The sequence below is a fragment of the Pseudomonas sp. GL_090 genome, from assembly GCF_057837765.1.
Genome location: NZ_CM174452.1, coordinates 1,875,996 through 1,898,158, shown reverse-complemented (window position 1 = coordinate 1,898,158; position 22,163 = coordinate 1,875,996). Strand labels below are relative to the sequence as shown.

Genomic DNA, 22,163 nt, shown 5'->3' with positions numbered 1-22,163 from the left:
CCTTGATAACTCGTCAAAAGCGACGTTACTCGCCCTCACCGCTCACTAGCAAGCACCCATGCCCAACTGCATCAGCGCCAACCCGCCCTGATGCCAGCCCCACCACGACAACGCCAGCAATAAGGCGCAGACAGCGGCTACAGCAATCCGCGGCCAAAGACTGTTCATATCGCACTCATTTGTGATTGCAGACGCTCAACCGGCCGCTCACGCACCGGCCAGTTGAGGGCAGCGGCCAACAGGCTCAAGAGAATTGCCACTTGCCAGATCAAGTCATAACTCCCGGTTCGGTCATACACCACCCCGCCCAACCAGCCACCCAGAAACGAACCGAGCTGGTGAAACAGGAAAACAATCCCACCGAGCATGGACAGGTTTCGCACACCAAACAAGGTCGCCACCGTGCCGTTGGTCAACGGCACCGTCGACAGCCACAGGAAGCCCATGGCCATGCCGAACAGGTAGGCCGTGGTAGTCGTCACCGGCGCCCACAGGAACAACGCAATGACCACTGCCCGCAGCAAGTACAGACCGGTGAGCAAACGCGGCTTGGACATGCGCCCGCCAAGCCATCCGGCGGTATAGGTGCCGAAGATGTTGAACAGGCCGATCAGCGCGAGCACCGTGGTGCCGACCGTCGCCGGAAGGTGTTGATCCACCAGATAGGCCGGCAAGTGCACGCCGATGAACACCACCTGGAATCCGCACACAAAAAAGCCGAACGCCAGCAGCCAGAATCCGGAATGCGAGCAGGCTTCGCGCAGCGCTTCGCCAAGGGTCTGTTCGTGGCCCAGGACGGGCAGCGGCTTGTCCTTGAGCATGCTCACCAGCGGCACGATCAACGCCACCAGCAAGCCCAGCGCCAGCAACGCCGCGGACCAGCCAAGCCAACCAATCAAACCGAGTGTGCCGGGCAACATCGCGAACTGGCCGAACGAACCGGCCGCACTGGCGATCCCCATGCCCATGCTGCGCTTTTCCGGCGGCACCGCGCGGCCGACCACCCCCAGGATCACCGAGAACGACGTACCGGACAGTCCGATGCCGATCAGCAGGCCGGCGCTCAGGGACAGGGTCATTGCCGAGTCGGAGAGCCCCATGCAAATCAGCCCGGCCGCGTACAGGACGCCACCGATCAGCACCACTTTCGCCGCGCCGAAGCGGTCGGCCAGGGCGCCGGTGAACGGCTGAGCGAGGCCCCAGATCAGGTTCTGCAAAGCGATGGCGAAGGCAAAGACTTCACGGCCCCAGCCGAACTCGGCGCTCATCGGTGCCAGAAACAGCCCGAAACCATGGCGAACGCCCAGCGACAACGCAAGGATCAGCGCACTCCCCAACAGAACCCAGCCGCATGTACGCCACATCGATGTCATTGTTGTTCTCCAGTAGCGGGTATATACCCGCTTATGATCGAAAAAACCGGCATCATGCCAGTTCATCCAGCAGCTTTAACAAGGTTTCGCGCTTCTCGGCACCCAGGCGATCGATCAAGCGCTGCTGCGCGGCTTCCCAGGCCGGCAAGGCAGCCTTGAGGCGCTCTGCCCCGGCATCGGTCAACAGGACGATGCGGTTGCGCATGTCCTCGCCCTCGACCAGCGTCACCAGGCCATCACCCTCCAGCACCCGCAAATTGCGCCCCAGGGTGCTGCGATCCAGGCCCATGGCCTCGGCCAGGGTCGAGATGCTCGGCTGATCCAGACGCTGCAGATTGCACAGCAAAGAATACTGCGCAACGTTGATCCCGAAGCCGTCGAGAGCGCCGTCGTAGTGCCTGCTGACGCCACGGGCGGCGCGGCGCAGGTTGATGCATAAACATTGGGAATCGAGCATGGTGCGTGTATATACCCGCGAGTCGGTTAAATCAAGTTACAGATCCGCAATAACAGTTAAAACAGCGCCAAGCCTACCAGCACTGCAACTTCCAGTAACTCCAGCATCGCGCCCGCCGTGTCCCCCGTCGTGCCGCCCAGGCGCCGCAGCATCACCTGGCGCAGCCAGACAAATCCCAGCGCAGCCAACACCACCGCCAGCGCACCACTCAAACCGGCGATCAACACACAGGCCAGTGCGCTGACTGCCAGCACCTGCTTGCCCGCCGAACGCGGAAGATGATCGGACAATGCCTGACCCAGGCCACCGGCACGTACGTACGGCGTGGTCAGGAACAAGCCGAGCAATGCACTGCGACCGATCAACGGCACGATGATCAATGCCAGTGAATGCGGCTGTTCGATCAGCGCCAGCAGCGCGGTGAACTTGAGCAGCAACACCAACACCAGCGTCACCACGGCGATCGGCCCGCTGCGCGGGTCTTTCATGATGGTCAGCGTGCGCTCGCGGTCGCCAAAACCTCCGAGCCAGGCATCGGCGCTGTCCGCCAGGCCATCCAGATGCAAGCCGCCGCTGAGCAGCACCCAGACGCTCAGCAACAGCGCCGCGTGCAGCAAGGTCGGCGTGCCCGGCAACAGCCAGTTGACTGCCCACAGAATCACGCCAAAGAGTAATCCCACCAACGGATAAAACAGCAGCGACCGCCCCAGCTCCCGGGGCTCGGGCATACCGGGCAGGCGAATCGGCAGGCTGCCGAGAAATTGCAGAGCGATCCAGAATGGCAGCATGGTCAGAGTACTTCCTTCAACACGCCCGCAGGCTCCACCGTCAGCGAAAACAGCGCGCCATGCCCGACCTCAACATTGAGCAACTGCTCCCGTGGCAGCCCGCGCGCTTGTGCCAACAACAGGCGCATCACACCGCCATGGCTGATCAGCAAAATGCGCTCACCGGCACAGGTCGCGTGCAAGCGCTCCAGCGCGGCCAGCACCCGCGCCGAAAACTCTGCAACCGGCTCACCCTGAGGCGGCGTGAACGAATAAGGATCGGCCCAGAACAGACCCAGAGCCTGCGCGTCGGTTTCCATCAACGCCGCCGCGCTCTGCCCTTCCCAGGTGCCGAAATGCAACTCTTGCAGGTCTTTATCCAGTTGCACCGGCACACCCGATTGCGCACCCAGCTCCTCGGCAAATCGCGCACAACGCTGCAACGGCGAACTGACCAGCCGATCCCACGGCCCTTGCCCGACCACGGCGGCGCGCATCTGCGCCCAGCCCGTGTCGGTCAACGCATCATCGATGCTGCCACGCAAGCCACCGCCGAGTTCGGTTTCACCGTGACGCAACAGATCCAGGCGCAAAGTCATGCCGGACGATCTGCCACAGCGGCTTCGGCGAAGGTCGCCATCTGCCCGTGCAGGTCGCACGCCAGGCGCAGCAGCGGCACAGCCATTGCCGCGCCACTGCCTTCGCCAAGCCGCAGGCCGAGATCGAGCAAGGGTTGCGCCTTCAGGGTTTCCAGCACATGACGATGCCCCGGCTCGGCGCCGCGATGACCGAACAACAGCCACTGACGGCATTCAGAATTCAAGCGCACCGCGACCAGCGCTGCGACGCTGCAAATAAAGCCGTCCACCAGCACCGCGACACCTTCCTGGGCACAGGCGAGATAGGCACCGACCAGCGCGGCGATCTCAAAACCGCCGAGGTTGAACAGGGTCTGCAAGGCATCGCCACGCTGCGCGCCATGCAATGCCAGGGCGCGCTCGATCACTTGGGCTTTGTGGCTGACACCATCAGCGCTGAGCCCAGTGCCAGGCCCGGTCAAATGCACCACCGGGCAATCGAGCAGCGCGCACGCCAGGGCGCTGGCGGCGGTGGTATTACCGATGCCCATTTCGCCACCGATAAACAACTGCACACCGCTGGCGATTGCCCGCTGCACGCTGTCACGGCCGGCCTGCAGGGCGAGTTGCCCCTGGGCCGCGGTCATGGCCGGTCCCTGTACAAAATTTGCCGTGCCCGGGCCGACGTTCAGGTGAAGCACGCCCGGCAGGCTCAGCGACGGCGTGACCGTGCCAAGGTCAACCACCTCAAGGGAAGCGCCCAGCTGCCGCGCCAATACGCTGATCGCGGCACCACCGCTGACGAAGTTGAGCAGCATCTGCCCGGTCACTTCCTGGGGAAACGCCGACACACCCTCGGCGACGACGCCGTGGTCACCGGCAAAAATCGCGATCCACACCTGCTCCAGACTCGGCTTGACCCGCCCCTGCAAACCCGCCAGTTGCACCGCCACCGATTCCAGCTGGCCAAGGGAGCCGGCCGGCTTGGTCAGTTGCTGTTGCCGCGCCTGGGCCTGTTCGACCACTTGGGTATCGACCGGCTTGCACGGGTTCAGCCACCAGGATTGAGTCATAACGCAGTTCCTTTCAGAGTCAGGGGCAGGCCGGCGACGGTCAGGACGACACGCTGACAACGCTCAGCCAGAGCTTGATGCAGCCAACCGGCTTCATCGACATAGCGGCGAGTCAATTCGCCCAGCGGCACGACACCCATTCCGGTCTCGTTGCTGACAAAAATGATTTCACCCGGCAGCGACGCCAGGCAGTCCAGCAAGGCATCACGCTCGGCTTGCAAGCGCTGGGCATCGTCGAGCATCAGCAGATTGGTCAGCCACAAGGTCAGGCAATCCACCAGCAGGCAACGGTCGATACGGGCGGATTCGCGCAGCACCCGGGCCAGCTCCACCGGTTCTTCGATCAATGCCCATTTGGCAGGACGACGGGCACGGTGATGGGCCACCCGCTCGCTCATTTCTCCGTCCAGTGGCTGGCTGGTGGCGATGTAGGTCACGGCCAGGGCGCTGTCGATGGCGAGCTTTTCAGCCAGGCGACTCTTGCCGGAGCGGGCGCCGCCGAGGATCAGTTGGAGCATGGTTGTTTCCTTGAAATCTTCGGTGAGGCAACTTAAGTCATCGCGAGCAGGCTCGCTCCCACATGGAAACGCAGTCAACTGTAGGAGCGAGCCTGCTCGCGATACCGGTATTAAAACCGCATCAAAACCCGCAGAGCTGCCGCAACAGCCCGGTATCCAGATGCTTCTCCACCAGATCCGCCAACCGCTCGATATCACGCTCGCGCAAGCCGTGATAATCCACGTCCTGCACCTCCTGCAACCCCGCCCATCGCAACAGCGCACTGCACGCCGCCGCCGATTCGAACAGCCCGTGGAGGTAGGTGCCGAAAATCTGCCCGTCAGCACTTTGCGCACCCTCACAGCGACCGTCATCCAGGTGCACTGCGGCGTTTTCCAGGGCCGGGCCGGTGGTCACGCCGGCATGAATTTCATAGCCCGCCACCGGCGCATCTTCCAGCGCCAGACGACCGCGCACATTGCGCAACTGCTTCTCTTGTTCGAGCAGAGTCTGGAACGCCAGCAGCCCCAAACCGGCACTGGAACCCGACGCCCCTTCAAGGCCCAGCGGGTCATGCACTTGCTCTCCGAGCATCTGCAGACCGCCACAAATCCCCAGCAGTTTCCCGCCGTAACGCAGGTGCCGGGCGATGGCGGTGTCCCAGCCGTTGGCCCGCAGGTACGCGAGGTCGCTGCGCACACTTTTCGAGCCAGGAAGAATGATCAGGTCGGCAGGCGCAATCGCCTGGCCGGGGCCGATGAATTGCAGGTCCACTTGCGGATGCAGGCGCAGCGGATCGAAATCGGTGTGATTGCTGATGCGCGGCAGCACCGGGACCACCACTTTCAGCACTTGCTCAACTTTATCGGTCTGGCGTTGATCGATGCCGTCCTCGGCCTCCAGGTGCAGGTCCATCACGTACGGCAGCACACCGATCACCGGTTTGCCGGTACGCTCTTCGAGCCAGTCGAGGCCGGGTTGCAGCAACGCGATATCGCCACGAAAACGATTGATGACGAAGCCTTTGACCCGCGCCTGTTCGCTCGGCGACAGCAATTCAAGAGTGCCTACCAGATGGGCGAAAACCCCGCCGCGATTGATATCGGCGATCAGCAGCACCGGGCAATCCACCGCTTCGGCGAAGCCCATGTTGGCGATGTCGCCGGCCCGCAGATTGATTTCCGCCGGCGAGCCCGCGCCCTCGACCATCACCAGCGGATACGCCGCGCTCAAGCGCTCGTGGGAGGCCAGCACCGCTTGCATGGCGATGGTTTTGTAGTCGTGATAGGCGACGGCATTCATGGTCGTGACGGCGCGGCCATGGATGATCACCTGGGCACCGGTGTCACTGTTGGGCTTGAGCAACACCGGGTTCATGTCGGTGTGCGGTGCAAGGTTCGCGGCCTGGGCCTGTACCGCCTGGGCGCGGCCGATCTCGCCACCGTCGGCCGTCACCGCACTGTTGAGGGCCATGTTCTGCGGCTTGAACGGCACCACCCTGACGCCTTGGCGCGTGGCCCAACGGCACAGCGCGGTCACCAGCGTGCTTTTACCGGCATCCGATGTGGTGCCCTGCACCATCAGCGTGGTCATTGGTTGTCCTTGGCGAAATCGTCGAACGCCTGCGCCAGTCGTACCCAGGCGATTTCGTTACCGGGCAAGCCGAATCGCAGGCTGCCGTTGTGCGTGAACAACCGCAGGAGAATGCCGCGCCGCGCCATGAATTCATACAGTTCTTCGGCGCGCTCGGTGATCAGCCACTGGAACAGCGCACAACCGCCTTGGGGCTCGAAGCCGTGTTGCTCCAGCAACGACGCAAGGCGCTCGCTGGCCTCTTCGGTGCGCAGCCGTTGCCGCGCCTGCCCTTGCGTATCGCGCAGGCAGGCCTGGCCCACGACCCGGGTTGCCCCGCTCACGGCCCAGGGCCCCACTTGTTCAGCCAGCAACTTGAGCAACTTGCGTTCTGCCAGCACAAACCCAAGGCGCACACCGGCCAGGCCGAAAAACTTGCCGAAGGAACGCAAGACGATCAGCCCGACTTGATGGGCAAACGGCGCCAGGCTCAGTGGCGGCGTGTTATCCATGAACGCTTCGTCCACCACCAGCCAGCCACCGCGCTGGGCCAGCCGTGTGTGCCAGTCGAGCAGGCGACTGGGGGTGAGGCTAAGGCCTGTGGGGTTATTCGGATTGACCACCACCAGCACGTCGAAACTGTCGATAAAGAAGTCGACTTCCTGCTCCAGCACTTCACGCACGATGTAGCCGTTGCGACGCCACGCTTCGGCGTGCTCGGCGTAACAGGGTGACAGCACGCCGACCTTGCCCGCCCGACGCAATCGCGGCAGCAGCTGGATCGCCATTTGCGAGCCGGCGACCGGCAATGCCTGCAAGGTGCCGTAGTAATCACAGGCGGCCTGCTCCAGGCCGTCGTCCGTCTCCGGCAAACGGGCCCAGGCCCGCAGCGGAATATCCGGCACCGGGAACGGCCAAGGCGCAAGGCCCGTGGACAGGTCCAGCCAGTCGGCTTCCTCTATGCCGTATTCGAGCACCGCCTTGCGCAATCGCCCACCGTGCTCAAGCATAAAATTCGGCCCCCAGACAGAGAATCAGCAGCCACAACCATACCCCGCGCTGGACCAATTGCCAGCCCCGGTCAATGGAGTCGGCATCCGCCGGCACGCCTTCGCCCAACTGCGGACGCTGATGCAATTCGCCGTGATAAATCGCCGCCCCGCCCAATTCGACACCAAGGGTACCCGCCCCTGCCGCCATCACCGGGCCGGCGTTCGGGCTGTCCCAGGTCGGGCCCTGGGTGCGCCAGCATTTCAACGCCAACCGGGTTTTGCCCAGCAGCGCGTAAGTCAGTGCCACCAGGCGCGCGGGAATGTAATTGAGCACGTCGTCGACTTTCGCCGCCGCCCAGCCGAACCGTTCGAAACGCTCATTGCGATAACCCCACATCGCATCCAGCGTATTGCTCAGGCGGTAGAGCACCACGCCCGGCGCACCGGCCACGGCAAACCAGAACAACGCCGCGAATACTGCATCGCTGCCGTTTTCCAGTACCGACTCGGTAGCGGCACGGGCGATCTCGGTTTCATCCAGTTCGCTGGTCTGGCGACTGACCAGATAGCTCACGCGTTTGCGTGCTTCATCAAGATCTCCGCCGCGCAGGGCCTTGGCCACAGGCGTGACGTGCTCACCGAGACTGCGCATGCCGAGGGCGCAATAGAGCGCGAGAATCTCGACGATCCAGCCGACATAGGGCGCCCAGGAGAGTGCCGTGGCCAGCAGCGTAAGCGGCAATACGGCGATCACCCACGCGGTGACGCCATGACTGCGCCAGCCGCGACCGCCGCCGTTGAAACGTTGCTCGATGCGCTCGGCAAATCGGCCGAACGCCACCAGCGGATGCCAGCGTTTGGGTTCACCCAGCAGCGCATCCAGCGCAACCGCGGCGACACTCAACAACGCCACACTCATTGACTCACTCCCCAATAATTTTCATACAGCAATTCATGTAGCGGACGCGCCTGTGCCCAGCCTTCGAGCACCAGCATCGGCGCCGGGTAGAACTCTTTGACTGGCCCGAGGCACAGCACCGCCAGCGGTTTGGCTCCCGACGGCAACCTCAACAAGTCCGCCAGTGCCTGGGGTTCGAACAGCGACACCCAGCCCATGCCCAGCCCTTCGGCGCGGGACGCCAACCAAAGGTTCTGGATGGCACAGGACAGCGAAGCCATGTCCATTTCCGGCAGCGTGCGGCGACCGAAGATATGCTGCTCGCGGTCGTCCATCAGTGCGGCGACCAGAACCTCGGCGCAATCGTTGATGCCTTCGATCTTGAGCTTCATGAACTCATCGCTGCGCTCGCCGAGGGCTTCGGCGGTGCGGATGCGTTCTTCTTCCACCAGGGCCTGGATTTGCCCGCGCAAGGCGCGATCGCTGATGCGGATGAAGCGCCAGGGCTGCATCAGGCCGACACTGGGGGCCTGATGCGCCGCTTCGAGCAGGCGCCGGAGCAATTCGGGCTCGACGGTGCCGCCGCTGAAGTGGCGCATGTCGCGGCGTTCGGCGATGGCGCGATAGACCGCTGTGCGTTCGGCTTCAGAGAATGCGTTGTCGCTCATGGCCGCTTAGCGAGCAGGCTCGCTCCCACAGGAGTCAGGTGATCCATTACGGAAGCGATGACGGCCTCAAGGTCCGGCGCAAACAGCGCGGCAATCGCCGAGGGGCTCGACGGAAAATAAAAGTGCACATAAGAGGCGGTCATCCGCCCTTCACGGTAGACCGCCTCCGCTCCGCGCCCACCGTTAGGGCTCAAGCCACGGGCAATCGGCGCCAGTTCAGTGGTGGTCAGCGAATGGTGATAGGTGTGCCCGCGCAGCGAGCCTTCCGGCAATTCCACCGCTTGCAACGCCAACGCCGCCAGACGCTTTTGCATGACCGCATCACCGGCCAGCAAGCCAACCAGTTCGGCGCGAGTGCCCTCGACATCGGTCAGTGAGTCGAGCAGATACAGCATGCCGCCACACTCGGCGAGCAAGGGTTTGCCCGCCCGGTGGTGGGCGCGGATCGCGTCGAGCATCGCGGTGTTTTGCGCCAGCGCAACATGGTGCAGTTCCGGGTAACCACCCGGCAGATACAGACTGTCCGCCTCCGGCAACGCACAGTCGCGGATCGGCGAGAAGAAGGACAACTCGGCGCCCATCGCCCGCAGCAGATCCAGGCTTGCACCGTAAGTGAACGCAAAGGCTTCATCCCGGGCGACGGCAATGCGCACACCGGCCAGCAGCGGTTCGACCGCGATGACATCAGGGGCGGCGAACTCGACTGTCGGCGGCAGCGCAACCTCGCAACTGCTGGCCAGGGCATCGGCGGCCGCATCGAGGCGCAGGTCGAGATCGTTCAACTCGCTGGCCTGCACCAGCCCCAGGTGCCGGCTCGGCAATTCGATCCCGGTTTCCCGGGACAGCGCGCCGTACCAGCGCAAACCTTCAGTCAGGCTGCCTTCAAGCAGTTGCGCGTGGCGCAGCGTGCCGACACGATTGGCCAGCACGCCGGCGAACGGCAAATCCGGCTGATAACGCGCCAGCCCCAGGGCCAACGCGCCGAAGGTCTGGGCCATGGCGGTGCCATCGATCACACCCAGCACCGGAACACCGAAATGCCGCGCCAGGTCGGCGCTCGACGGCGTCCCGTCGAACAGCCCCATGACGCCCTCGATCAGGATCAGATCGGCTTCAGCGGCGGCTTCCCACAGCAAGCGGCGACTCTCCTGCTCGCCGACCATCCACATGTCCAGTTGATACACCGGCGCACCACTGGCGCGCTCGAGGATCATCGGATCGAGAAAGTCGGGGCCGCACTTGAACACACGGACCTTGCGCCCCTGATTGCGATGCAATCGGGCCAGCGCCGCGGTGACGGTGGTCTTGCCCTGGCCAGAGGCCGGCGCGGCAATCAGTACCGCCGGACAGTGCCGAGGCTGACTCACAATTCGACGCCTTTCTGCGCTTTGATCCCCGCTTGAAAGGCGTGTTTGATCACGCCCATCTCGGTGACGGTGTCAGCCATCTCGATCATCTCCGGCTTGGCGGCACGACCGGTGACCACCACGTGTTGCATCGGCGGTCGGGCCTGCAAGTCGCTGAGCACCTGATCGAGATCGAGGTAGCCGTGCTTGAGGGCGATGTTCAGCTCATCGAGCACCACCAGGCCGATGGACGGATCGCGCAGCAGTTGCTGCGACACCGCCCAGGCGGCTTCGGCGGCGGCGATGTCGCGCTGGCGGTCCTGGGTTTCCCAGGTAAAGCCTTCGCCCATCACATGAAAACGCACCTGCTCGGGAAAGCGCCGGAAGAACAACTCTTCACCCGTGCTGTTGCGGCCCTTGATGAACTGCACCACGCCGCATTGCATGCCGTGCCCCATGGCGCGGGCGAGCATGCCGAAAGCCGAGCTGCTCTTGCCCTTACCGTTGCCGGTCAGCACCAGCAGCAGGCCACACTCGTTCGGGGAATTGGCGATGCGCTCGTCGATCACGGCTTTTTTGCGCTGCATGCGCGCCAGGTGGCGTTCGTCACGATCGGGGGTATCAGTCATGGGGGAGCTCTCCGTTGAGGCAGGAATAACGGCGGGCAGGCACAACAATAGAAGGCAAAAAGCCTGGCATCGCCCACCGTGATGCCGCTGGATGAATCAGGCCGGTCTCCGGGCTCATGAGTGGCGCGGGGCCAGACTGTGCGCCTTCCCGCATCAAATCGACACAGTGGCATCACACACAGTTTTCACTCATTTACCGTTGCGGGGGCAGCGCCGGAATTGCGGGCCTTCGACCAACAGAAGGACTCACTCACCGGCTTCCCTGTTTCACTCTGTCGACCCAAGCCACAGAGCACCTGAAACAAGCCGCGAAGGTTAGAGGGTTGGGGGTGGAGCGTCAATTAAAGCCGGGAGGCCATCGACCGAATAACTGCCATCAATCAATAAACTGACGTCAATCTTGTGCCACGCTCTCAGCAGTGATATCAAAGAGCCACAATCTCACAACACAATAACAAGGGTGAGCCCATGCAAGGCATGATCATCAGCAATCCAAAGCTGGAATTCCTGCGTCCGGTGCTCGAGCACTGGTTCGAATGCATCGACCGTTACAACGCCGTCCGCGGCGATGGCGACACACCGTACTGGCACGACGAAAAGGCCAATCTCGGACTGCTGTCCGCCGCCGCCTGGATGGCCGAGATGGTCACGCTGCAACAGACCCCCACCCGCAAGCAGACCGAAGAAGGCGAGCGCAACAGCCGCGCCGACCTGCTCCTGGCCTCCCCCGAAACCCGCGCCTACATCCAGACCAGCCAGCGCTGGCCACGGGTCAACAGCCTCAACCTGTCCCAGGCCCTGCTCGATATCGCCAGCGATGCGAAGCGCCTGAGCCACGCCAGCGACCTGAAGCTCGGCTGCCTGTTCGTCGCCCCGCAAAAAGCCCAGCAGGGCGCCACACCGGAAGAACTCCAGGACATGGTCGACGACCTGCAAAAGGAACACACCTGCGCTGTCGCCTGGTATTTCCCTTATGCCTATCGCAAGTTGCGCAACGAAGCCGGCAACTATCACCCCGGTATTGCAGTGCTGTTCAAGGAGGCACGCGGCTGAGGGTTGAACCATCGCACGACAACCCTTCTCTATGATTAGAACAAGGCATTCATAGGGAAGACCAGCATGCGCACGCCCCCGCTCGTTCTCGTTATCGCGCTTGGCGCAGGGCTCGCCGCTTGTGGCGAGACCTCCCGCCTGCAAGTCTCCGACGGCACCGGCCCGTCACCCCGACTACCAGAACCCAACAAGACACTGGTGCCGACCGTGAACATCGCCCCGGCCATCGGCTGGCCGCAGGGTGCGAAACCCGTCGCCGCCACAGGCACTCAAGTAGCCGCTTTTGCCGAAGACCTGGATCACCCTCGCTGGCTTTATGTACTGCCCAATGGCGATGTGCTGGTAGCGGAAACCAATGCACCACCCAAACCCGAAGACGGCAAAGGCATTCGCGGCTGGGTGATGAAGAAAGTCATGGGCCGCGCCGGAGCCAGGGTGCCCAGCGCCAACCGCATCACCTTGCTGCGCGACAAGGACCACGACGGCGTCGCGGAAACCCGCACGGTGTTTGTGCAAAACCTCAACTCGCCCTTTGGCATGACCCTGGTCGGCAATGACCTGTATGTGGCCGACACCGATCGCCTGCTGCGTTTTCACTATGAAAGTGGCGATACGCAGATCAAGTCACCGCCGATCAAGGTGGTCGACCTGCCAGGTGGGCCGCTGAACCATCACTGGACGAAAAACGTCATCGCCAGCAAGGACGGCAGCAAGCTATACGTCACCGTAGGTTCCAACAGCAACGTCGGCGAAAACGGCATGGACAAGGAAGAAGGTCGCGCGGCGATCTGGGAAGTGGATCGCGCCACCGGCCGGCAGCGGATCTTCGCCTCCGGCTTGCGCAACCCCAACGGCATGGCCTGGGAACCGCACAGTGGTGCGCTGTGGACCGCAGTCAACGAACGGGATGAAATCGGCAGTGACCTGGTACCGGACTACATCACCTCAGTGAAAGACGGCGCTTTTTATGGCTGGCCGTACAGCTACTACGGCCAGCATGTCGATATTCGCGTCGAGCCGCAAAACCCGGACCTGGTGGCCAAGGCTATCGCCCCGGACTACGCCGTCGGACCGCACACGGCATCACTGGGCCTGACCTTCGCCGAAAACAGCAAGTTGCCGCCACCTTTCACCCAAGGGGCATTCATCGGGCAGCACGGCTCATGGAACCGCAACCCCCACAGTGGCTACAAAGTGATTTTCGTGCCGTTCAGCGCAGGCAAACCGGTCGGAAAGCCCGTTGAAGTGCTCACAGGTTTTCTCAACGACAAGGAACAGGCCATGGGCCGCCCGGTGGGCGTGGTGATCGACCGACAGGGTGACCTGTTGGTGGCCGATGACGTGGGGAACAAGGTGTGGCGGGTGTCGGCTGCCAGGTAACGGCACTACATCACCTGTAGGAGCGAGCCTGCTCGCGATGAGGCCGGCGCATTCAACTTTGATGTTGCCTGCCCCACAGCCATCGCGAGCAGGCTCGCTCCTACAGGGGCTCAGCGTTTGCGGCAAAGAGTCAAACCATCCCCGATCGGCAACAAGGACAAATCCACCCGCGCATCATCCTTCAACGCCCGGTTGAGCGCCTGAATCGCCCGGGTGTCCGCGCTCTCGGGGCTGGCCTCGAGCACGCGCCCGCTCCACAGGGTGTTATCGAACACCGCCAGCCCACCGACCCGCAGCAATTGCAGGGCGTGTTCCAGATAAGCCGGGTAGTTGGCCTTGTCGGCATCGATGAACACCAGGTCGTACTGCCCGCCCTGCCCTTGTCGCTCAAGTTCGGCAAGGGTTTCCAGCGCCGGAGCCAGCCGCAGGTCAATCCGCCCGGCCAGCCCCGCTTCTTGCCAGTAGCGCCGCGCGATGGCGTTGTAGTCGCCAGGGATGTCACAGCAAATCAGCGAACCGTCAGCGGGCAACGCCGCCGCCATGCACAGCGCGCTGTAGCCGGTAAAGGTGCCGACTTCGAGCAAGCGCCTGGCCCCCGTCAGTTTCACCAGCAGGGCAAGAAACTGCCCCTGCTCAGGCGCCACCTGCCAGCGCGCCATCGGCAGCGCCTGGGTCTCATCGCGCAAGCGCTTGAGCAGCGGCGTTTCGCGCAGGGAAACATCGAGCAGGTATTGGTACAGGTCGTCGTCGAGATTAAGCGTGCGAGCAGTCATGACCAGCAGCTCCGAAGGTTACGGATTGCGCGCCAGATGCTCAGGCTGCAGAACACGCTTGGCGCTCAGGTAAGCTTTTTGCCAATACGCCTTGGACAGGCTGTCGAGCTTCACGGTGCCGCCGGTGGCCGGCGCGTGGACGAAGCGCCCTTCTCCCACATAGATGCCGGCATGACTGACCTGGGAACCGCCATTGGTGGCAAAGAAAAGCAGGTCGCCGGTCTGCAGGCCTTCCTTGCCTACATTCGCCGCTTGCATGGAGATCATCTCACGCGTGGTGCGCGGCAAAGCAATACCGGCGACATCGCGGTACACGTAAGCGATCAGGCCACTGCAATCAAACCCGGAATCCGGCGTGTTGCCACCCCAGCGATAAGGCGTGCCCACCAGACCGAGGGCGCGAAACAGCACGTCTTCCGCTTCGGGCGAAAAAGCCTGCGAGGAACCAAATACGATGGGAGCGCGAATCACCGGCGCAGGAGGCGGTGTGCGGCTGGCGCAGGCACTGAGCAGCGCTGCGAAGAACATGATTGCGAGGCGGGCCGACGTCGTCATAAGCAGAACATCCTGATCTGGCTGCGGCTTTTTCTGCGGGGAGCGCAGAAAAGAAAACCGCCTGCGTTGGACGCAGGCGGTTTGCCATCATTTGTAGATCAAGATTCTAGCGGCTACACGACAAACTTCAAGTAAGACTTTAAGTTCGCCTTACAAAATGTCCGCTTATTTACGTGCAGTGACGATTGGCGACGCGTTAGGTGCCATTGCCAGGGCGCGCTTGGCTTCGATGAAAGTCTTGCTCCAGTAGCTGTCGCCCAGGCTATCGATGCGCACACCGCCGCTGCGGCGGCTGCTGGAGTGGATGAACTGGTTGTCGCCCAGGTAGATCCCGGCGTGACTGACGCGACCACGACGACCGTTGGTAGCGAAGAACAGCAGGTCGCCCGGCTCAAGTTTGCTGCGCGAGACCAGCGGAGCGTCCACGTTGATCATTTCGCGGGTGGAGCGTGGCAGGTTCATGCCCGCTTCTTCGCGGAACAGGTAACCGATGAAACCACTGCAATCGAAGCCGGCTTCAGAAGTACCGCCGAAACGGTAACGGGTACCAATCAGGGACATGCCACGTTCGAGGATGCTGTCGGCCAGGACCGGAAGCTGGTAGGACTTGCCGCCAGCGAAGTCTGCGAGTTCTTTTTCGGTGGCCAGCTCTTCCTGAAAGAGAGCGGAAGACTGGGCAGTGGCCGAGTGTTGAACCTGCTGTTGCGGAGCTTGCTGGGCCACTGGAGTGTGGGCAGCGCAACCGAACAACAGGGTGACGAGTGCGAGAGGCACGAGGGGTGCGAAGCGATTTAGCATGGGCACGACCGTGGCTGAAAGTTGTAAAGAAGCCGAGACTATGCCCGCTATCATCCTCATTTGCAAATTCAATCGATCTTTTTGTGACTTATCCGTTTCCCGTTTACATCTAAGCGCTTAAGCCCATTTTAAACATGCACGCGGCCTGCAACCTTGCAGGAAAGCGGGATTGCTGGCGCCTGAAATTTGCCGAACCGGCTAAAAGCCCCGGTTTCAGCGGGCTTACCAGCCGAGGGTTTCTTTCAGAAACGGGATGGTCAGCTTGCGCTGGGCCTGGAGGGAAGCCTGATCGAGGCGTTCCAACAGCTCGAACAACGCACTCATGCTGCGGGTACCGCGAGTCAGAATGAAATGCCCGACTTCATCGGTCAGATGCAGGCCGCGACGGGATGCGCGTAATTGCAGGGCACGCAGTTTGTCCTCATCGGACAGCGGGCGCATCTGGAAGATCAAGGCCAGGGTCAGCCGGGATTTGAGATCCGCCAGCTTCACCGGCAACTCACGCGGGGATGTCGATGCGGCAATCAGCAAGCGTCGGCCACTGTCACGCAAGCGATTGAACAGATGGAACAGCGCCTCTTCCCAGTCCGCCCGCCCGGCAACCACCTGCAAATCATCCAGACAGACCAGTTCGTACTGTTCGAGGTTGTCGAGGATTTCGATACCGCGATCGAGCAGTTCGGCCAACGGCAGGTACACCGCCGGCTCGCCCAATTGCTCGAAGCGCAGGCAGGCGGCCTGCAACAGGTGCGTACGCCCCACCCCGTCCTTGCCCCAAAGGTAGATCAGGCTTTCTGTCCAGCCGGCGTCGGCTTCGCACAGCCGCTCGACATAGCCGAGTGCAGCGGCATTGGCGCCTGGGTAATAGTTGATAAAGGTGGCGTCGTCACGCAGACGCACACCTAGGGGCAGCTGAATCGGTTTCATGCTGACTGAACAGTTCCAAAGGAACCGTTAGTGGCCTCTGTGTAAAGTTTGCGAAGTTTATACCCGTGAAGCGGACCGCACAATGCGACAGACCACAAGCAAAATCAAAGGTTTGCGTTAATGCACCGGTTTTGTGGCAGATTCTTTGGCGGTGCATGTGACAGGCGGGCGACGCCGACAGGCTGATCCGGCACGAACCCGGGCAGCCTGCCAATAGCTATCGACGCCCCTTACACCTGCGGCTCGTCGACTCCCCCGTAGATTTCAGAAACCTTATACAAATCATGTACATGGCGCACCAACACCATGATCACCGCCGCGACCGGCAATGCCAGCAGCACACCGGTAAAGCCAAACAGCTCACCACCGGCCAGGATCGAGAAAATCACCGCCACCGGGTGCAGGCCAATCCGGTCACCGACCAACCAAGGGGTCAACACCATACCCTCCAGCGCCTGACCGACCATGAATACCGCGACAATGCCGAGCATCGGATAAAGATCACCGCCGAACTGGAACAGCCCAGCAAGCAGCGCCGCGCCAATGCCGATGATAAACCCCATGTACGGCACGATCGCCGCCAGGCCGGCAATCAGGCCAATCAGCAGGCCCAGCTCCAACCCGACCAGCATCAGGCCTGCCGCGTAGATCACGCCCAAGGCCACCATCACCAGCAACTGCCCGCGCACGAACGCGCCGAGCACTTCATGGCATTCACCCGCCAACGACACCGCGCGCGCTTCACGCTCACGGGGCAGCAGGCCGCGGATCCTGGCCATCATCAGGTCCCAGTCCCGCAACAGGTAGAAACTCACCACCGGAATCAACACCAGGTTCGCCAGCCAGCCGATCAACGCCAGCCCAGAGGCTGTGGCATGACTCAGCACCACGCCGACAACATCAGTGGTCTGACTCATATGCTCGCTGATGGCGGCCTTGAGCTGGTCGAACTTCCAGAAACCGTCTGACAGGCCGAACTTCGATTGCGCCCAGGGCAACGCCGTGTGCTGCAGCCAGTCGAGCATCTGTGGAGCCAGTTCATACAAACGAAACAATTGCCTGGCGAGCAACGGCACCAAGACCAACAGCAGCGCGGTGAAGATCAATGTAAACAGGGTAAACACCGCCACGACACCCCAGGTTCGGGACAGGCCTGCCTTCTCCAGCCGATCCACCAGCGGGTCGAACAGGTAGGCCAACAGCAGCGCCACCAGGAACGGCGTCAGGATCGGATGCAACAACCAGACAAACACACACAGCAGGACCACCCCACCGAGCCAGAACCAACGCCGCGAATCGGCCATGAACCACTCCATTGCTTCTATATAAAGAAAGAAAAACTACCAGCGAAAACGCAGTTGCGGGATCGGGGCCGGCGCGGCGACTGGCACCGCGCCGCCGGTGGCTGGCTGAACGGGCGCTACCGGGGGCGGGACCTGACTCGCCGGCGCCTCCTGCAGCCTCGCCAGCGACAGTTGCGCACGCAGTTGATCGACGCTGCCATTGACCCGATAGAGAATCCGGTCGCCCTCGACACTTTGCACGCGCCCGCCAAACGGCTCCAGCAAACGCCCGAGCGACGCGTAGTGCTCAAGATTCATGCCTTGCACTTCCAGCAATTGCTCGCTCGAAGCACCGGGTTTGACGACAAACCGTGGCGCCAGGCGCTCGTTGACCGCCAGCATCACCGCATCGGCCACGGCGGCCTGATCGGCGCCTTGCACGTTGCCGGCCTCTTTTTTATCCCCCAGCCACAATTGCCACTTGGCTTGCCACTGCCCGCCCTCCTCCCTGGCGTGAACGGCGAGCAGGGCGTCGGCGTTGTAGCGCTCCGATGCCGCCTGCAAAGGCGCGGGGTCCGCGCCCTCCAGATTCGGCGCGGTCGCGACGATCTGCTCATTCAAATCCGCCAACGGCAAGCGCAATGGCAAGCCCCGGTGCTGGGCAGCCCGACGCAACGGCGCTGCGCTGGCCTGGCCGTCACCCACCAGGCTTGAACCCTCGGTGGAATCATTCAACCACCAGCCGAGGATCGACGGCCGGTTGGCACCCCACATGGCCAGGCCGGCGCGGCGCAAGGCCTGCTCGGTGGTGCCCGGGTCGAAATCGACTTTCAGGACTTCCGGCGGCCCGGCCTCAAAACCGTATTGGCTGATGATCTGTTGCGGGTCTTTACGAATTGCCGCCAACCCCGGACTTTGAGCGGCCTTGGGGTCGCCGGTCAGGCGCAACACCAGTGTATCCAGTGCACGCTGAGTCGCCTGGTCGCGCTCCTCGGGCGACTGGCCATTCACCGGCTCGCGCACCAGGTAAAGGCCTTTGACGGTTTCGGCTTGACTGACCAGGCTGACCACTGACAAACAACTCACAAGCAAGAGTTTACAAAAACGCATGGAAGATTCCTGACGACAAGAGCGGCTGGAACAGACCGCATGAAGACGATCGAGCAAGACTGTGACCGTTGCCCGACGCAAAACATTCACACGCTCCGGGTAAGTTTTCGCACTGTCATAACGATAGACGGTTAATCGCGATACCTTATACAGCCATGCAGGATGCCACCGACACCGTGCATCAACGGTTTTTTTTGACCGGATATGGCCCTGCTGTCGGCCTGAGGATGGCCGCTGCGGCTCAAGCCTGATAAAATCGCGCGCCTTCGCAGACCGGCAACAGCCGGGCCCCCTGAAATTCGCGCATGGCCCTCGCCTTCGCCTGTTTCGGCGGTCCCGATGGACTCGGTCGTTACCCAGAAATCCCCCCCTAAAGGCCTGGATCATGAGCAAGCAACCCTCCCTGAGCTACAAGGACGCCGGTGTAGACATCGACGCCGGTGAAGCATTGGTCGAACGCATCAAGAGCGTCGCCAAGCGCACTGCGCGCCCGGAAGTCATGGGCGGCCTGGGCGGTTTCGGCGCCCTCTGCGAAATCCCGGCCGGCTACAAGCAGCCTGTGCTGGTTTCCGGTACCGACGGCGTCGGCACCAAGCTGCGCCTGGCACTGAACCTGAACAAACACGACAGCATCGGAATCGACCTGGTTGCCATGTGCGTCAACGACCTGGTGGTGTGCGGCGCCGAGCCGCTGTTCTTCCTCGACTACTACGCCACCGGCAAACTGAACGTCGACACCGCTGCCCAGGTTGTGACCGGCATCGGTGCTGGCTGCGAACTGTCGGGTTGCTCGCTGGTTGGCGGCGAAACCGCTGAAATGCCGGGCATGTACGAAGGCGAAGACTACGACCTGGCCGGTTTCTGCGTCGGCGTCGTGGAAAAATCCGAAATCATCGACGGCTCCAAGGTCGCTGCCGGCGATGCCCTGCTCGCCCTGCCTTCTTCCGGCCCGCACTCCAACGGCTACTCGCTGATCCGCAAGATCATCGAAGTGTCCGGCGCCGACATCGAAAACATCCAGCTCGACGGCAAGCCGCTGACCGACCTGCTGATGGCCCCAACCCGCATCTACGTGAAGCCGCTGCTCAAGCTGATCAAGGAAACCGGTGCCGTCAAAGCCATGGCCCACATCACCGGTGGCGGCCTGCTGGACAACATCCCGCGCGTGCTGCCAAAAGGCGCGCAAGCCGTGGTTGACGTGGCAAGCTGGAACCGCCCAGCTGTGTTCGACTGGCTGCAAGAGAAAGGCAACGTTGACGAGAACGAAATGCACCGCGTGCTGAACTGCGGCGTGGGCATGGTCATCTGCGTGGCTCAGGAGCACGTTGAAGCGGCCCTGAACGTTCTGCGCGAAGCGGGCGAGCAGCCTTGGGTCATCGGCCAGATCTCCACCGCTGCCGAAGGCGCGGCTCAGGTTGAACTGAAGAACCTCAAGGCTCATTGATGTCTCAGACCTGTGATGTGGTGGTGCTGTTGTCCGGCACCGGCAGTAACTTGCAGGCCCTGATCGACAGCACGCGGACCGGCGACAGCCCGGTCCGCATCGCTGCGGTGATCTCCAATCGCGCCGACGCCTACGGCCTGCAGCGCGCCAGTGACGCGGGTATCGACACCCGCGCCCTGGATCACAAGGCTTTCGAAGGTCGCGAGGCCTTCGACGCCGCGCTGATCGAACTGATCGACGCCTTCAACCCCAAACTCGTGGTACTGGCCGGATTCATGCGCATTCTCAGCGCCGGTTTCGTACGCCACTATCAGGGTCGCCTGCTCAATATCCATCCCTCGCTGCTACCCAAATACAAAGGGTTACACACTCATGAGCGCGCGCTGGAGGCCGGCGACACCGAGCACGGCTGCTCCGTGCACTTCGTCACCGAGGAACTCGATGGCGGACCACTGGTCGTACAGGCTGTAATACCGGTAGAGTTACAGGATTCGCCGCAGAGTCTGGCGCAACGGGTCCATGTTCAGGAACACCTGATCTACCCGATGGCCGTACGCTGGTTTGCCGAAGGCCGTCTGGCCCTCGGCGAGCAAGGTGCTTTACTGGATGGACAGTTACTCGCGGCCAGCGGCCACTTGATTCGAAACTAGGAGATTTTATGCGTCGCGCCCTGCTCTTCGCTTGCGCTCTGCTCGCCTTGCCCTTCGCCCAGGCGGCAGACCTTCAACCTTTCTCCGCCAGCTACACCGCCGACTGGAAACAGCTGCCCATGAGTGGCACTGCCGAGCGCAACCTCGAAAAAACCAGCGACGGCAAATGGAAACTGAGTTTCAAGGCATCGATGATGATCGCCAGCCTGTCCGAGGAAAGCACCCTGACCATGGACAAGGACACGCTTCTTCCAGAGTCGTACCACTTCGAACGTGGCGGCCTGGGCAAGGCCAAGAAAGCGGATCTGGATTTCGACTGGAACACCAAGATGGTCACCGGCACCGATCGCGGCGACGCGGTCAAGGTTCCACTCAACCGTGGCATGCTCGACAAATCCAGCTATCAACTGGCCCTGCAGCACGACGTCGCCGCCGGCAAAAAAAGCATGAGTTATCAAGTGGTCGACGGCGGTGAAGTCGACACCTATGACTTCCGCGTGCTGGGCGCCGAAAAGGTCGACACCAAGGCCGGCAAGATCGATGCGATCAAGGTTGAACGTGTACGCGATCCGACACAGAACAAACGCATCACCGTGATGTGGTTCGCCAAGGATTGGGACTACCTGCTGGTCCGCCTGCAACAAGTCGAAACCGACGGCAAGGAATACAACATCATGCTCCTGGATGGCACGGTCAACGGCAAGCCAGTCAAAGGCAGCTGATCCGGATCGATACCATGAAGCCCCGCCATTGCGGGGCTTTTTTGTGGGTTCGAAAATTGGAACACCCGACAAGCGCGATGGCTCTATACCTTCAAGGTCTTTTTTGATCGAATGAGTTTTCCTGTCGCCTGCGAGGTTTCCCATGACCGTTACAGTCAATACCGTTTCCGCCGAAGGTTTTCGCCACAGCGTACAAATCGATGACCATGAATTCTTCGCCGACGTGCCCGTCACGGCGGGTGGTGAAGGCTCGGCACCGGAGCCCCATGATTATTTCGACGCTGCTCTCGGCGCCTGCAAGGCCCTGACACTGAAGCTGTATGCGAAGAAGAAGGACATCCCGCTGACCGGTGTCGGCGTCGAGGTCAAGCGCGACAACAGCCTGGAACAGAAAGGCCAGTACGCGCTGCACGTCAAACTGACCCTCAAGGGCGTACTCACCGACGCCCAGCGCGATGAACTGCACCGCGTGGCCGATCGCTGCCCGATCCACAAGCTGATGACCACGTCTGAAGTGAGCATCGAAACGCATTTGTCCGAAGGTGCGTTCAGCCAATAGCGGCAAGGGCTGCGCAAGCGGGTTATGCTCGAACGCATTACCCGCTCAGCCTGGAACG

At 62.1% G+C, this 22,163-nt stretch carries 25 protein-coding genes and 1 riboswitch; of the genes, 6 read left to right on the top strand and 19 right to left on the bottom strand.

Features of this window, described 5'->3' with window-relative positions:
• Positions 1-45 precede the first annotated feature (45 nt).
• The 13 genes from AC3ITA_RS08445 to cobO all read right to left on the bottom strand — a co-directional run bounded on the left by AC3ITA_RS08445 (position 46) and on the right by cobO (position 10,851).
• The gene (locus AC3ITA_RS08445; protein ID WP_007977581.1) at positions 46-168 is read right to left on the bottom strand and encodes a hypothetical protein; all 123 of its coding nucleotides are present in this window, start codon (positions 166-168) and stop codon (positions 46-48) included.
• Complete coding sequence (locus tag AC3ITA_RS08440; RefSeq protein WP_046037618.1) at positions 165-1,373, bottom strand: MFS transporter; 1,209 nt, start codon at positions 1,371-1,373, stop codon at positions 165-167. The genes AC3ITA_RS08445 and AC3ITA_RS08440 overlap by 4 nt, the downstream gene beginning before the upstream one ends.
• A 52-nt stretch (positions 1,374-1,425) precedes the next feature.
• Positions 1,426-1,830, bottom strand: coding sequence for a MarR family winged helix-turn-helix transcriptional regulator (locus tag AC3ITA_RS08435; RefSeq protein ID WP_095945934.1), 405 nt, complete (start codon positions 1,828-1,830; stop codon positions 1,426-1,428).
• Positions 1,831-1,886: 56 nt separating this feature from the next.
• The gene (locus AC3ITA_RS08430) at positions 1,887-2,618 is read right to left on the bottom strand and encodes an adenosylcobinamide-GDP ribazoletransferase (RefSeq protein WP_489279993.1); all 732 of its coding nucleotides are present in this window, start codon (positions 2,616-2,618) and stop codon (positions 1,887-1,889) included.
• A 2-nt stretch (positions 2,619-2,620) separates the two neighbouring features.
• Entirely contained in the window at positions 2,621-3,196 is a 576-nt protein-coding gene (gene cobC, locus AC3ITA_RS08425; protein WP_150674183.1) for an alpha-ribazole phosphatase family protein, read from the bottom strand.
• A complete protein-coding gene (gene cobT, locus AC3ITA_RS08420) occupies positions 3,193-4,248 on the bottom strand; it encodes a nicotinate-nucleotide--dimethylbenzimidazole phosphoribosyltransferase (RefSeq protein ID WP_489279991.1) in 1,056 nt (351 codons plus the stop codon). Before cobT ends, cobC begins: the two co-directional genes overlap by 4 nt.
• The gene (cobU, locus tag AC3ITA_RS08415; RefSeq protein ID WP_489279989.1) at positions 4,245-4,766 is read right to left on the bottom strand and encodes a bifunctional adenosylcobinamide kinase/adenosylcobinamide-phosphate guanylyltransferase; all 522 of its coding nucleotides are present in this window, start codon (positions 4,764-4,766) and stop codon (positions 4,245-4,247) included. Before cobU ends, cobT begins: the two co-directional genes overlap by 4 nt.
• A gap of 121 nt (positions 4,767-4,887) precedes the next feature.
• Positions 4,888-6,339 carry a cobyric acid synthase gene (locus tag AC3ITA_RS08410; protein WP_489279987.1) on the bottom strand — a complete coding sequence of 484 codons (1,452 nt, stop codon included), beginning with the start codon at positions 6,337-6,339 and terminating at the stop codon, positions 4,888-4,890.
• Entirely contained in the window at positions 6,336-7,328 is a 993-nt protein-coding gene (gene cobD, locus AC3ITA_RS08405; protein ID WP_489279986.1) for a threonine-phosphate decarboxylase CobD, read from the bottom strand. Before cobD ends, AC3ITA_RS08410 begins: the two co-directional genes overlap by 4 nt.
• On the bottom strand, positions 7,321-8,229 hold the full coding sequence (gene cbiB, locus AC3ITA_RS08400; protein WP_095945927.1) for an adenosylcobinamide-phosphate synthase CbiB: 909 nt from the start codon (positions 8,227-8,229) through the stop codon (positions 7,321-7,323). The genes cobD and cbiB overlap by 8 nt, the downstream gene beginning before the upstream one ends.
• Positions 8,226-8,876, bottom strand: coding sequence for a 5,6-dimethylbenzimidazole synthase (gene bluB / locus AC3ITA_RS08395; protein ID WP_489279984.1), 651 nt, complete (start codon positions 8,874-8,876; stop codon positions 8,226-8,228). The genes cbiB and bluB overlap by 4 nt, the downstream gene beginning before the upstream one ends.
• Positions 8,873-10,243, bottom strand: a complete 1,371-nt coding sequence (locus tag AC3ITA_RS08390) for a cobyrinic acid a,c-diamide synthase CobB (RefSeq protein ID WP_489279982.1) — start codon at positions 10,241-10,243, stop codon at positions 8,873-8,875. The genes bluB and AC3ITA_RS08390 overlap by 4 nt, the downstream gene beginning before the upstream one ends.
• Positions 10,240-10,851 (bottom strand): cob(I)yrinic acid a,c-diamide adenosyltransferase, encoded by a 612-nt coding sequence (gene cobO / locus AC3ITA_RS08385; RefSeq protein ID WP_057715808.1) that lies wholly within the window; start codon positions 10,849-10,851, stop codon positions 10,240-10,242. Before cobO ends, AC3ITA_RS08390 begins: the two co-directional genes overlap by 4 nt.
• A gap of 82 nt (positions 10,852-10,933) precedes the next feature.
• Positions 10,934-11,166: riboswitch (cobalamin riboswitch) on the bottom strand.
• Positions 11,167-11,319: 153 nt separating this feature from the next.
• Here cobO and AC3ITA_RS08380 point away from each other — a divergent pair.
• Both AC3ITA_RS08380 and AC3ITA_RS08375 read left to right on the top strand, forming a co-directional pair.
• Complete coding sequence (locus tag AC3ITA_RS08380; protein WP_095945924.1) at positions 11,320-11,904, top strand: hypothetical protein; 585 nt, start codon at positions 11,320-11,322, stop codon at positions 11,902-11,904.
• A 66-nt stretch (positions 11,905-11,970) separates the two neighbouring features.
• On the top strand, positions 11,971-13,284 hold the full coding sequence (locus AC3ITA_RS08375; protein WP_489279980.1) for a PQQ-dependent sugar dehydrogenase: 1,314 nt from the start codon (positions 11,971-11,973) through the stop codon (positions 13,282-13,284).
• Between the two features lie 110 nt (positions 13,285-13,394).
• On the opposite strand, the gene AC3ITA_RS08370 is transcribed toward AC3ITA_RS08375, so the two are convergent.
• From AC3ITA_RS08370 to AC3ITA_RS08345, 6 genes are all read right to left on the bottom strand, one after another.
• On the bottom strand, positions 13,395-14,057 hold the full coding sequence (locus tag AC3ITA_RS08370) for an O-methyltransferase (RefSeq protein WP_150674175.1): 663 nt from the start codon (positions 14,055-14,057) through the stop codon (positions 13,395-13,397).
• Positions 14,058-14,075: 18 nt separating this feature from the next.
• Positions 14,076-14,612, bottom strand: a complete 537-nt coding sequence (locus tag AC3ITA_RS08365) for a C40 family peptidase (RefSeq protein WP_095945921.1) — start codon at positions 14,610-14,612, stop codon at positions 14,076-14,078.
• 165 nt (positions 14,613-14,777) lie between these two features.
• Positions 14,778-15,410, bottom strand: coding sequence for a C40 family peptidase (locus tag AC3ITA_RS08360; RefSeq protein ID WP_056721709.1), 633 nt, complete (start codon positions 15,408-15,410; stop codon positions 14,778-14,780).
• A 222-nt stretch (positions 15,411-15,632) separates the two neighbouring features.
• The gene (gene hda, locus AC3ITA_RS08355) at positions 15,633-16,337 is read right to left on the bottom strand and encodes a DnaA regulatory inactivator Hda (protein WP_007984552.1); all 705 of its coding nucleotides are present in this window, start codon (positions 16,335-16,337) and stop codon (positions 15,633-15,635) included.
• A gap of 230 nt (positions 16,338-16,567) precedes the next feature.
• Positions 16,568-17,641 (bottom strand): AI-2E family transporter, encoded by a 1,074-nt coding sequence (locus AC3ITA_RS08350; protein WP_489279977.1) that lies wholly within the window; start codon positions 17,639-17,641, stop codon positions 16,568-16,570.
• A 36-nt stretch (positions 17,642-17,677) separates the two neighbouring features.
• Positions 17,678-18,730 (bottom strand): DUF2066 domain-containing protein, encoded by a 1,053-nt coding sequence (locus tag AC3ITA_RS08345; RefSeq protein WP_489279975.1) that lies wholly within the window; start codon positions 18,728-18,730, stop codon positions 17,678-17,680.
• A gap of 385 nt (positions 18,731-19,115) precedes the next feature.
• Between AC3ITA_RS08345 and purM the strand changes: the two genes are divergently transcribed.
• From purM to AC3ITA_RS08325, 4 genes are all read left to right on the top strand, one after another.
• A complete protein-coding gene (gene purM / locus AC3ITA_RS08340) occupies positions 19,116-20,174 on the top strand; it encodes a phosphoribosylformylglycinamidine cyclo-ligase (RefSeq protein ID WP_090457782.1) in 1,059 nt (352 codons plus the stop codon).
• Positions 20,174-20,824 carry a phosphoribosylglycinamide formyltransferase gene (purN, locus tag AC3ITA_RS08335; RefSeq protein ID WP_095945918.1) on the top strand — a complete coding sequence of 217 codons (651 nt, stop codon included), beginning with the start codon at positions 20,174-20,176 and terminating at the stop codon, positions 20,822-20,824. The genes purM and purN overlap by 1 nt, the downstream gene beginning before the upstream one ends.
• An 8-nt stretch (positions 20,825-20,832) precedes the next feature.
• Positions 20,833-21,546, top strand: a complete 714-nt coding sequence (locus tag AC3ITA_RS08330; RefSeq protein ID WP_095945917.1) for a DUF3108 domain-containing protein — start codon at positions 20,833-20,835, stop codon at positions 21,544-21,546.
• Positions 21,547-21,688: 142 nt separating this feature from the next.
• Positions 21,689-22,105 (top strand): OsmC family protein, encoded by a 417-nt coding sequence (locus tag AC3ITA_RS08325; protein WP_150674170.1) that lies wholly within the window; start codon positions 21,689-21,691, stop codon positions 22,103-22,105.
• Positions 22,106-22,163 lie beyond the last annotated feature (58 nt).

Bases quoted from the DNA above. Each gene is read 5' to 3' on its own strand.
- AC3ITA_RS08445 (WP_007977581.1), bottom strand. From the start codon at position 168: ATGAACAGTCTTTGGCCGCGGATTGCTGTAGCCGCTGTCTGCGCCTTA.
- AC3ITA_RS08440 (WP_046037618.1), bottom strand. From the start codon at position 1,373: ATGACATCGATGTGGCGTACATGCGGCTGGGTTCTGTTGGGGAGTGCG.
- AC3ITA_RS08435 (WP_095945934.1), bottom strand. From the start codon at position 1,830: ATGCTCGATTCCCAATGTTTATGCATCAACCTGCGCCGCGCCGCCCGT.
- AC3ITA_RS08430 (WP_489279993.1), bottom strand. From the start codon at position 2,618: ATGCTGCCATTCTGGATCGCTCTGCAATTTCTCGGCAGCCTGCCGATT.
- cobC (WP_150674183.1), bottom strand. From the start codon at position 3,196: ATGACTTTGCGCCTGGATCTGTTGCGTCACGGTGAAACCGAACTCGGC.
- cobT (WP_489279991.1), bottom strand. From the start codon at position 4,248: ATGACTCAATCCTGGTGGCTGAACCCGTGCAAGCCGGTCGATACCCAA.
- cobU (WP_489279989.1), bottom strand. From the start codon at position 4,766: ATGCTCCAACTGATCCTCGGCGGCGCCCGCTCCGGCAAGAGTCGCCTG.
- AC3ITA_RS08410 (WP_489279987.1), bottom strand. From the start codon at position 6,339: ATGACCACGCTGATGGTGCAGGGCACCACATCGGATGCCGGTAAAAGC.
- cobD (WP_489279986.1), bottom strand. From the start codon at position 7,328: ATGCTTGAGCACGGTGGGCGATTGCGCAAGGCGGTGCTCGAATACGGC.
- cbiB (WP_095945927.1), bottom strand. From the start codon at position 8,229: ATGAGTGTGGCGTTGTTGAGTGTCGCCGCGGTTGCGCTGGATGCGCTG.
- bluB (WP_489279984.1), bottom strand. From the start codon at position 8,876: ATGAGCGACAACGCATTCTCTGAAGCCGAACGCACAGCGGTCTATCGC.
- cobO (WP_057715808.1), bottom strand. From the start codon at position 10,851: ATGACTGATACCCCCGATCGTGACGAACGCCACCTGGCGCGCATGCAG.
- AC3ITA_RS08380 (WP_095945924.1), top strand. From the start codon at position 11,320: ATGCAAGGCATGATCATCAGCAATCCAAAGCTGGAATTCCTGCGTCCG.
- AC3ITA_RS08375 (WP_489279980.1), top strand. From the start codon at position 11,971: ATGCGCACGCCCCCGCTCGTTCTCGTTATCGCGCTTGGCGCAGGGCTC.
- AC3ITA_RS08370 (WP_150674175.1), bottom strand. From the start codon at position 14,057: ATGACTGCTCGCACGCTTAATCTCGACGACGACCTGTACCAATACCTG.
- AC3ITA_RS08365 (WP_095945921.1), bottom strand. From the start codon at position 14,612: ATGACGACGTCGGCCCGCCTCGCAATCATGTTCTTCGCAGCGCTGCTC.
- AC3ITA_RS08360 (WP_056721709.1), bottom strand. From the start codon at position 15,410: ATGCTAAATCGCTTCGCACCCCTCGTGCCTCTCGCACTCGTCACCCTG.
- hda (WP_007984552.1), bottom strand. From the start codon at position 16,337: ATGAAACCGATTCAGCTGCCCCTAGGTGTGCGTCTGCGTGACGACGCC.
- AC3ITA_RS08350 (WP_489279977.1), bottom strand. From the start codon at position 17,641: ATGGCCGATTCGCGGCGTTGGTTCTGGCTCGGTGGGGTGGTCCTGCTG.
- AC3ITA_RS08345 (WP_489279975.1), bottom strand. From the start codon at position 18,730: ATGCGTTTTTGTAAACTCTTGCTTGTGAGTTGTTTGTCAGTGGTCAGC.
- purM (WP_090457782.1), top strand. From the start codon at position 19,116: ATGAGCAAGCAACCCTCCCTGAGCTACAAGGACGCCGGTGTAGACATC.
- purN (WP_095945918.1), top strand. From the start codon at position 20,174: ATGTCTCAGACCTGTGATGTGGTGGTGCTGTTGTCCGGCACCGGCAGT.
- AC3ITA_RS08330 (WP_095945917.1), top strand. From the start codon at position 20,833: ATGCGTCGCGCCCTGCTCTTCGCTTGCGCTCTGCTCGCCTTGCCCTTC.
- AC3ITA_RS08325 (WP_150674170.1), top strand. From the start codon at position 21,689: ATGACCGTTACAGTCAATACCGTTTCCGCCGAAGGTTTTCGCCACAGC.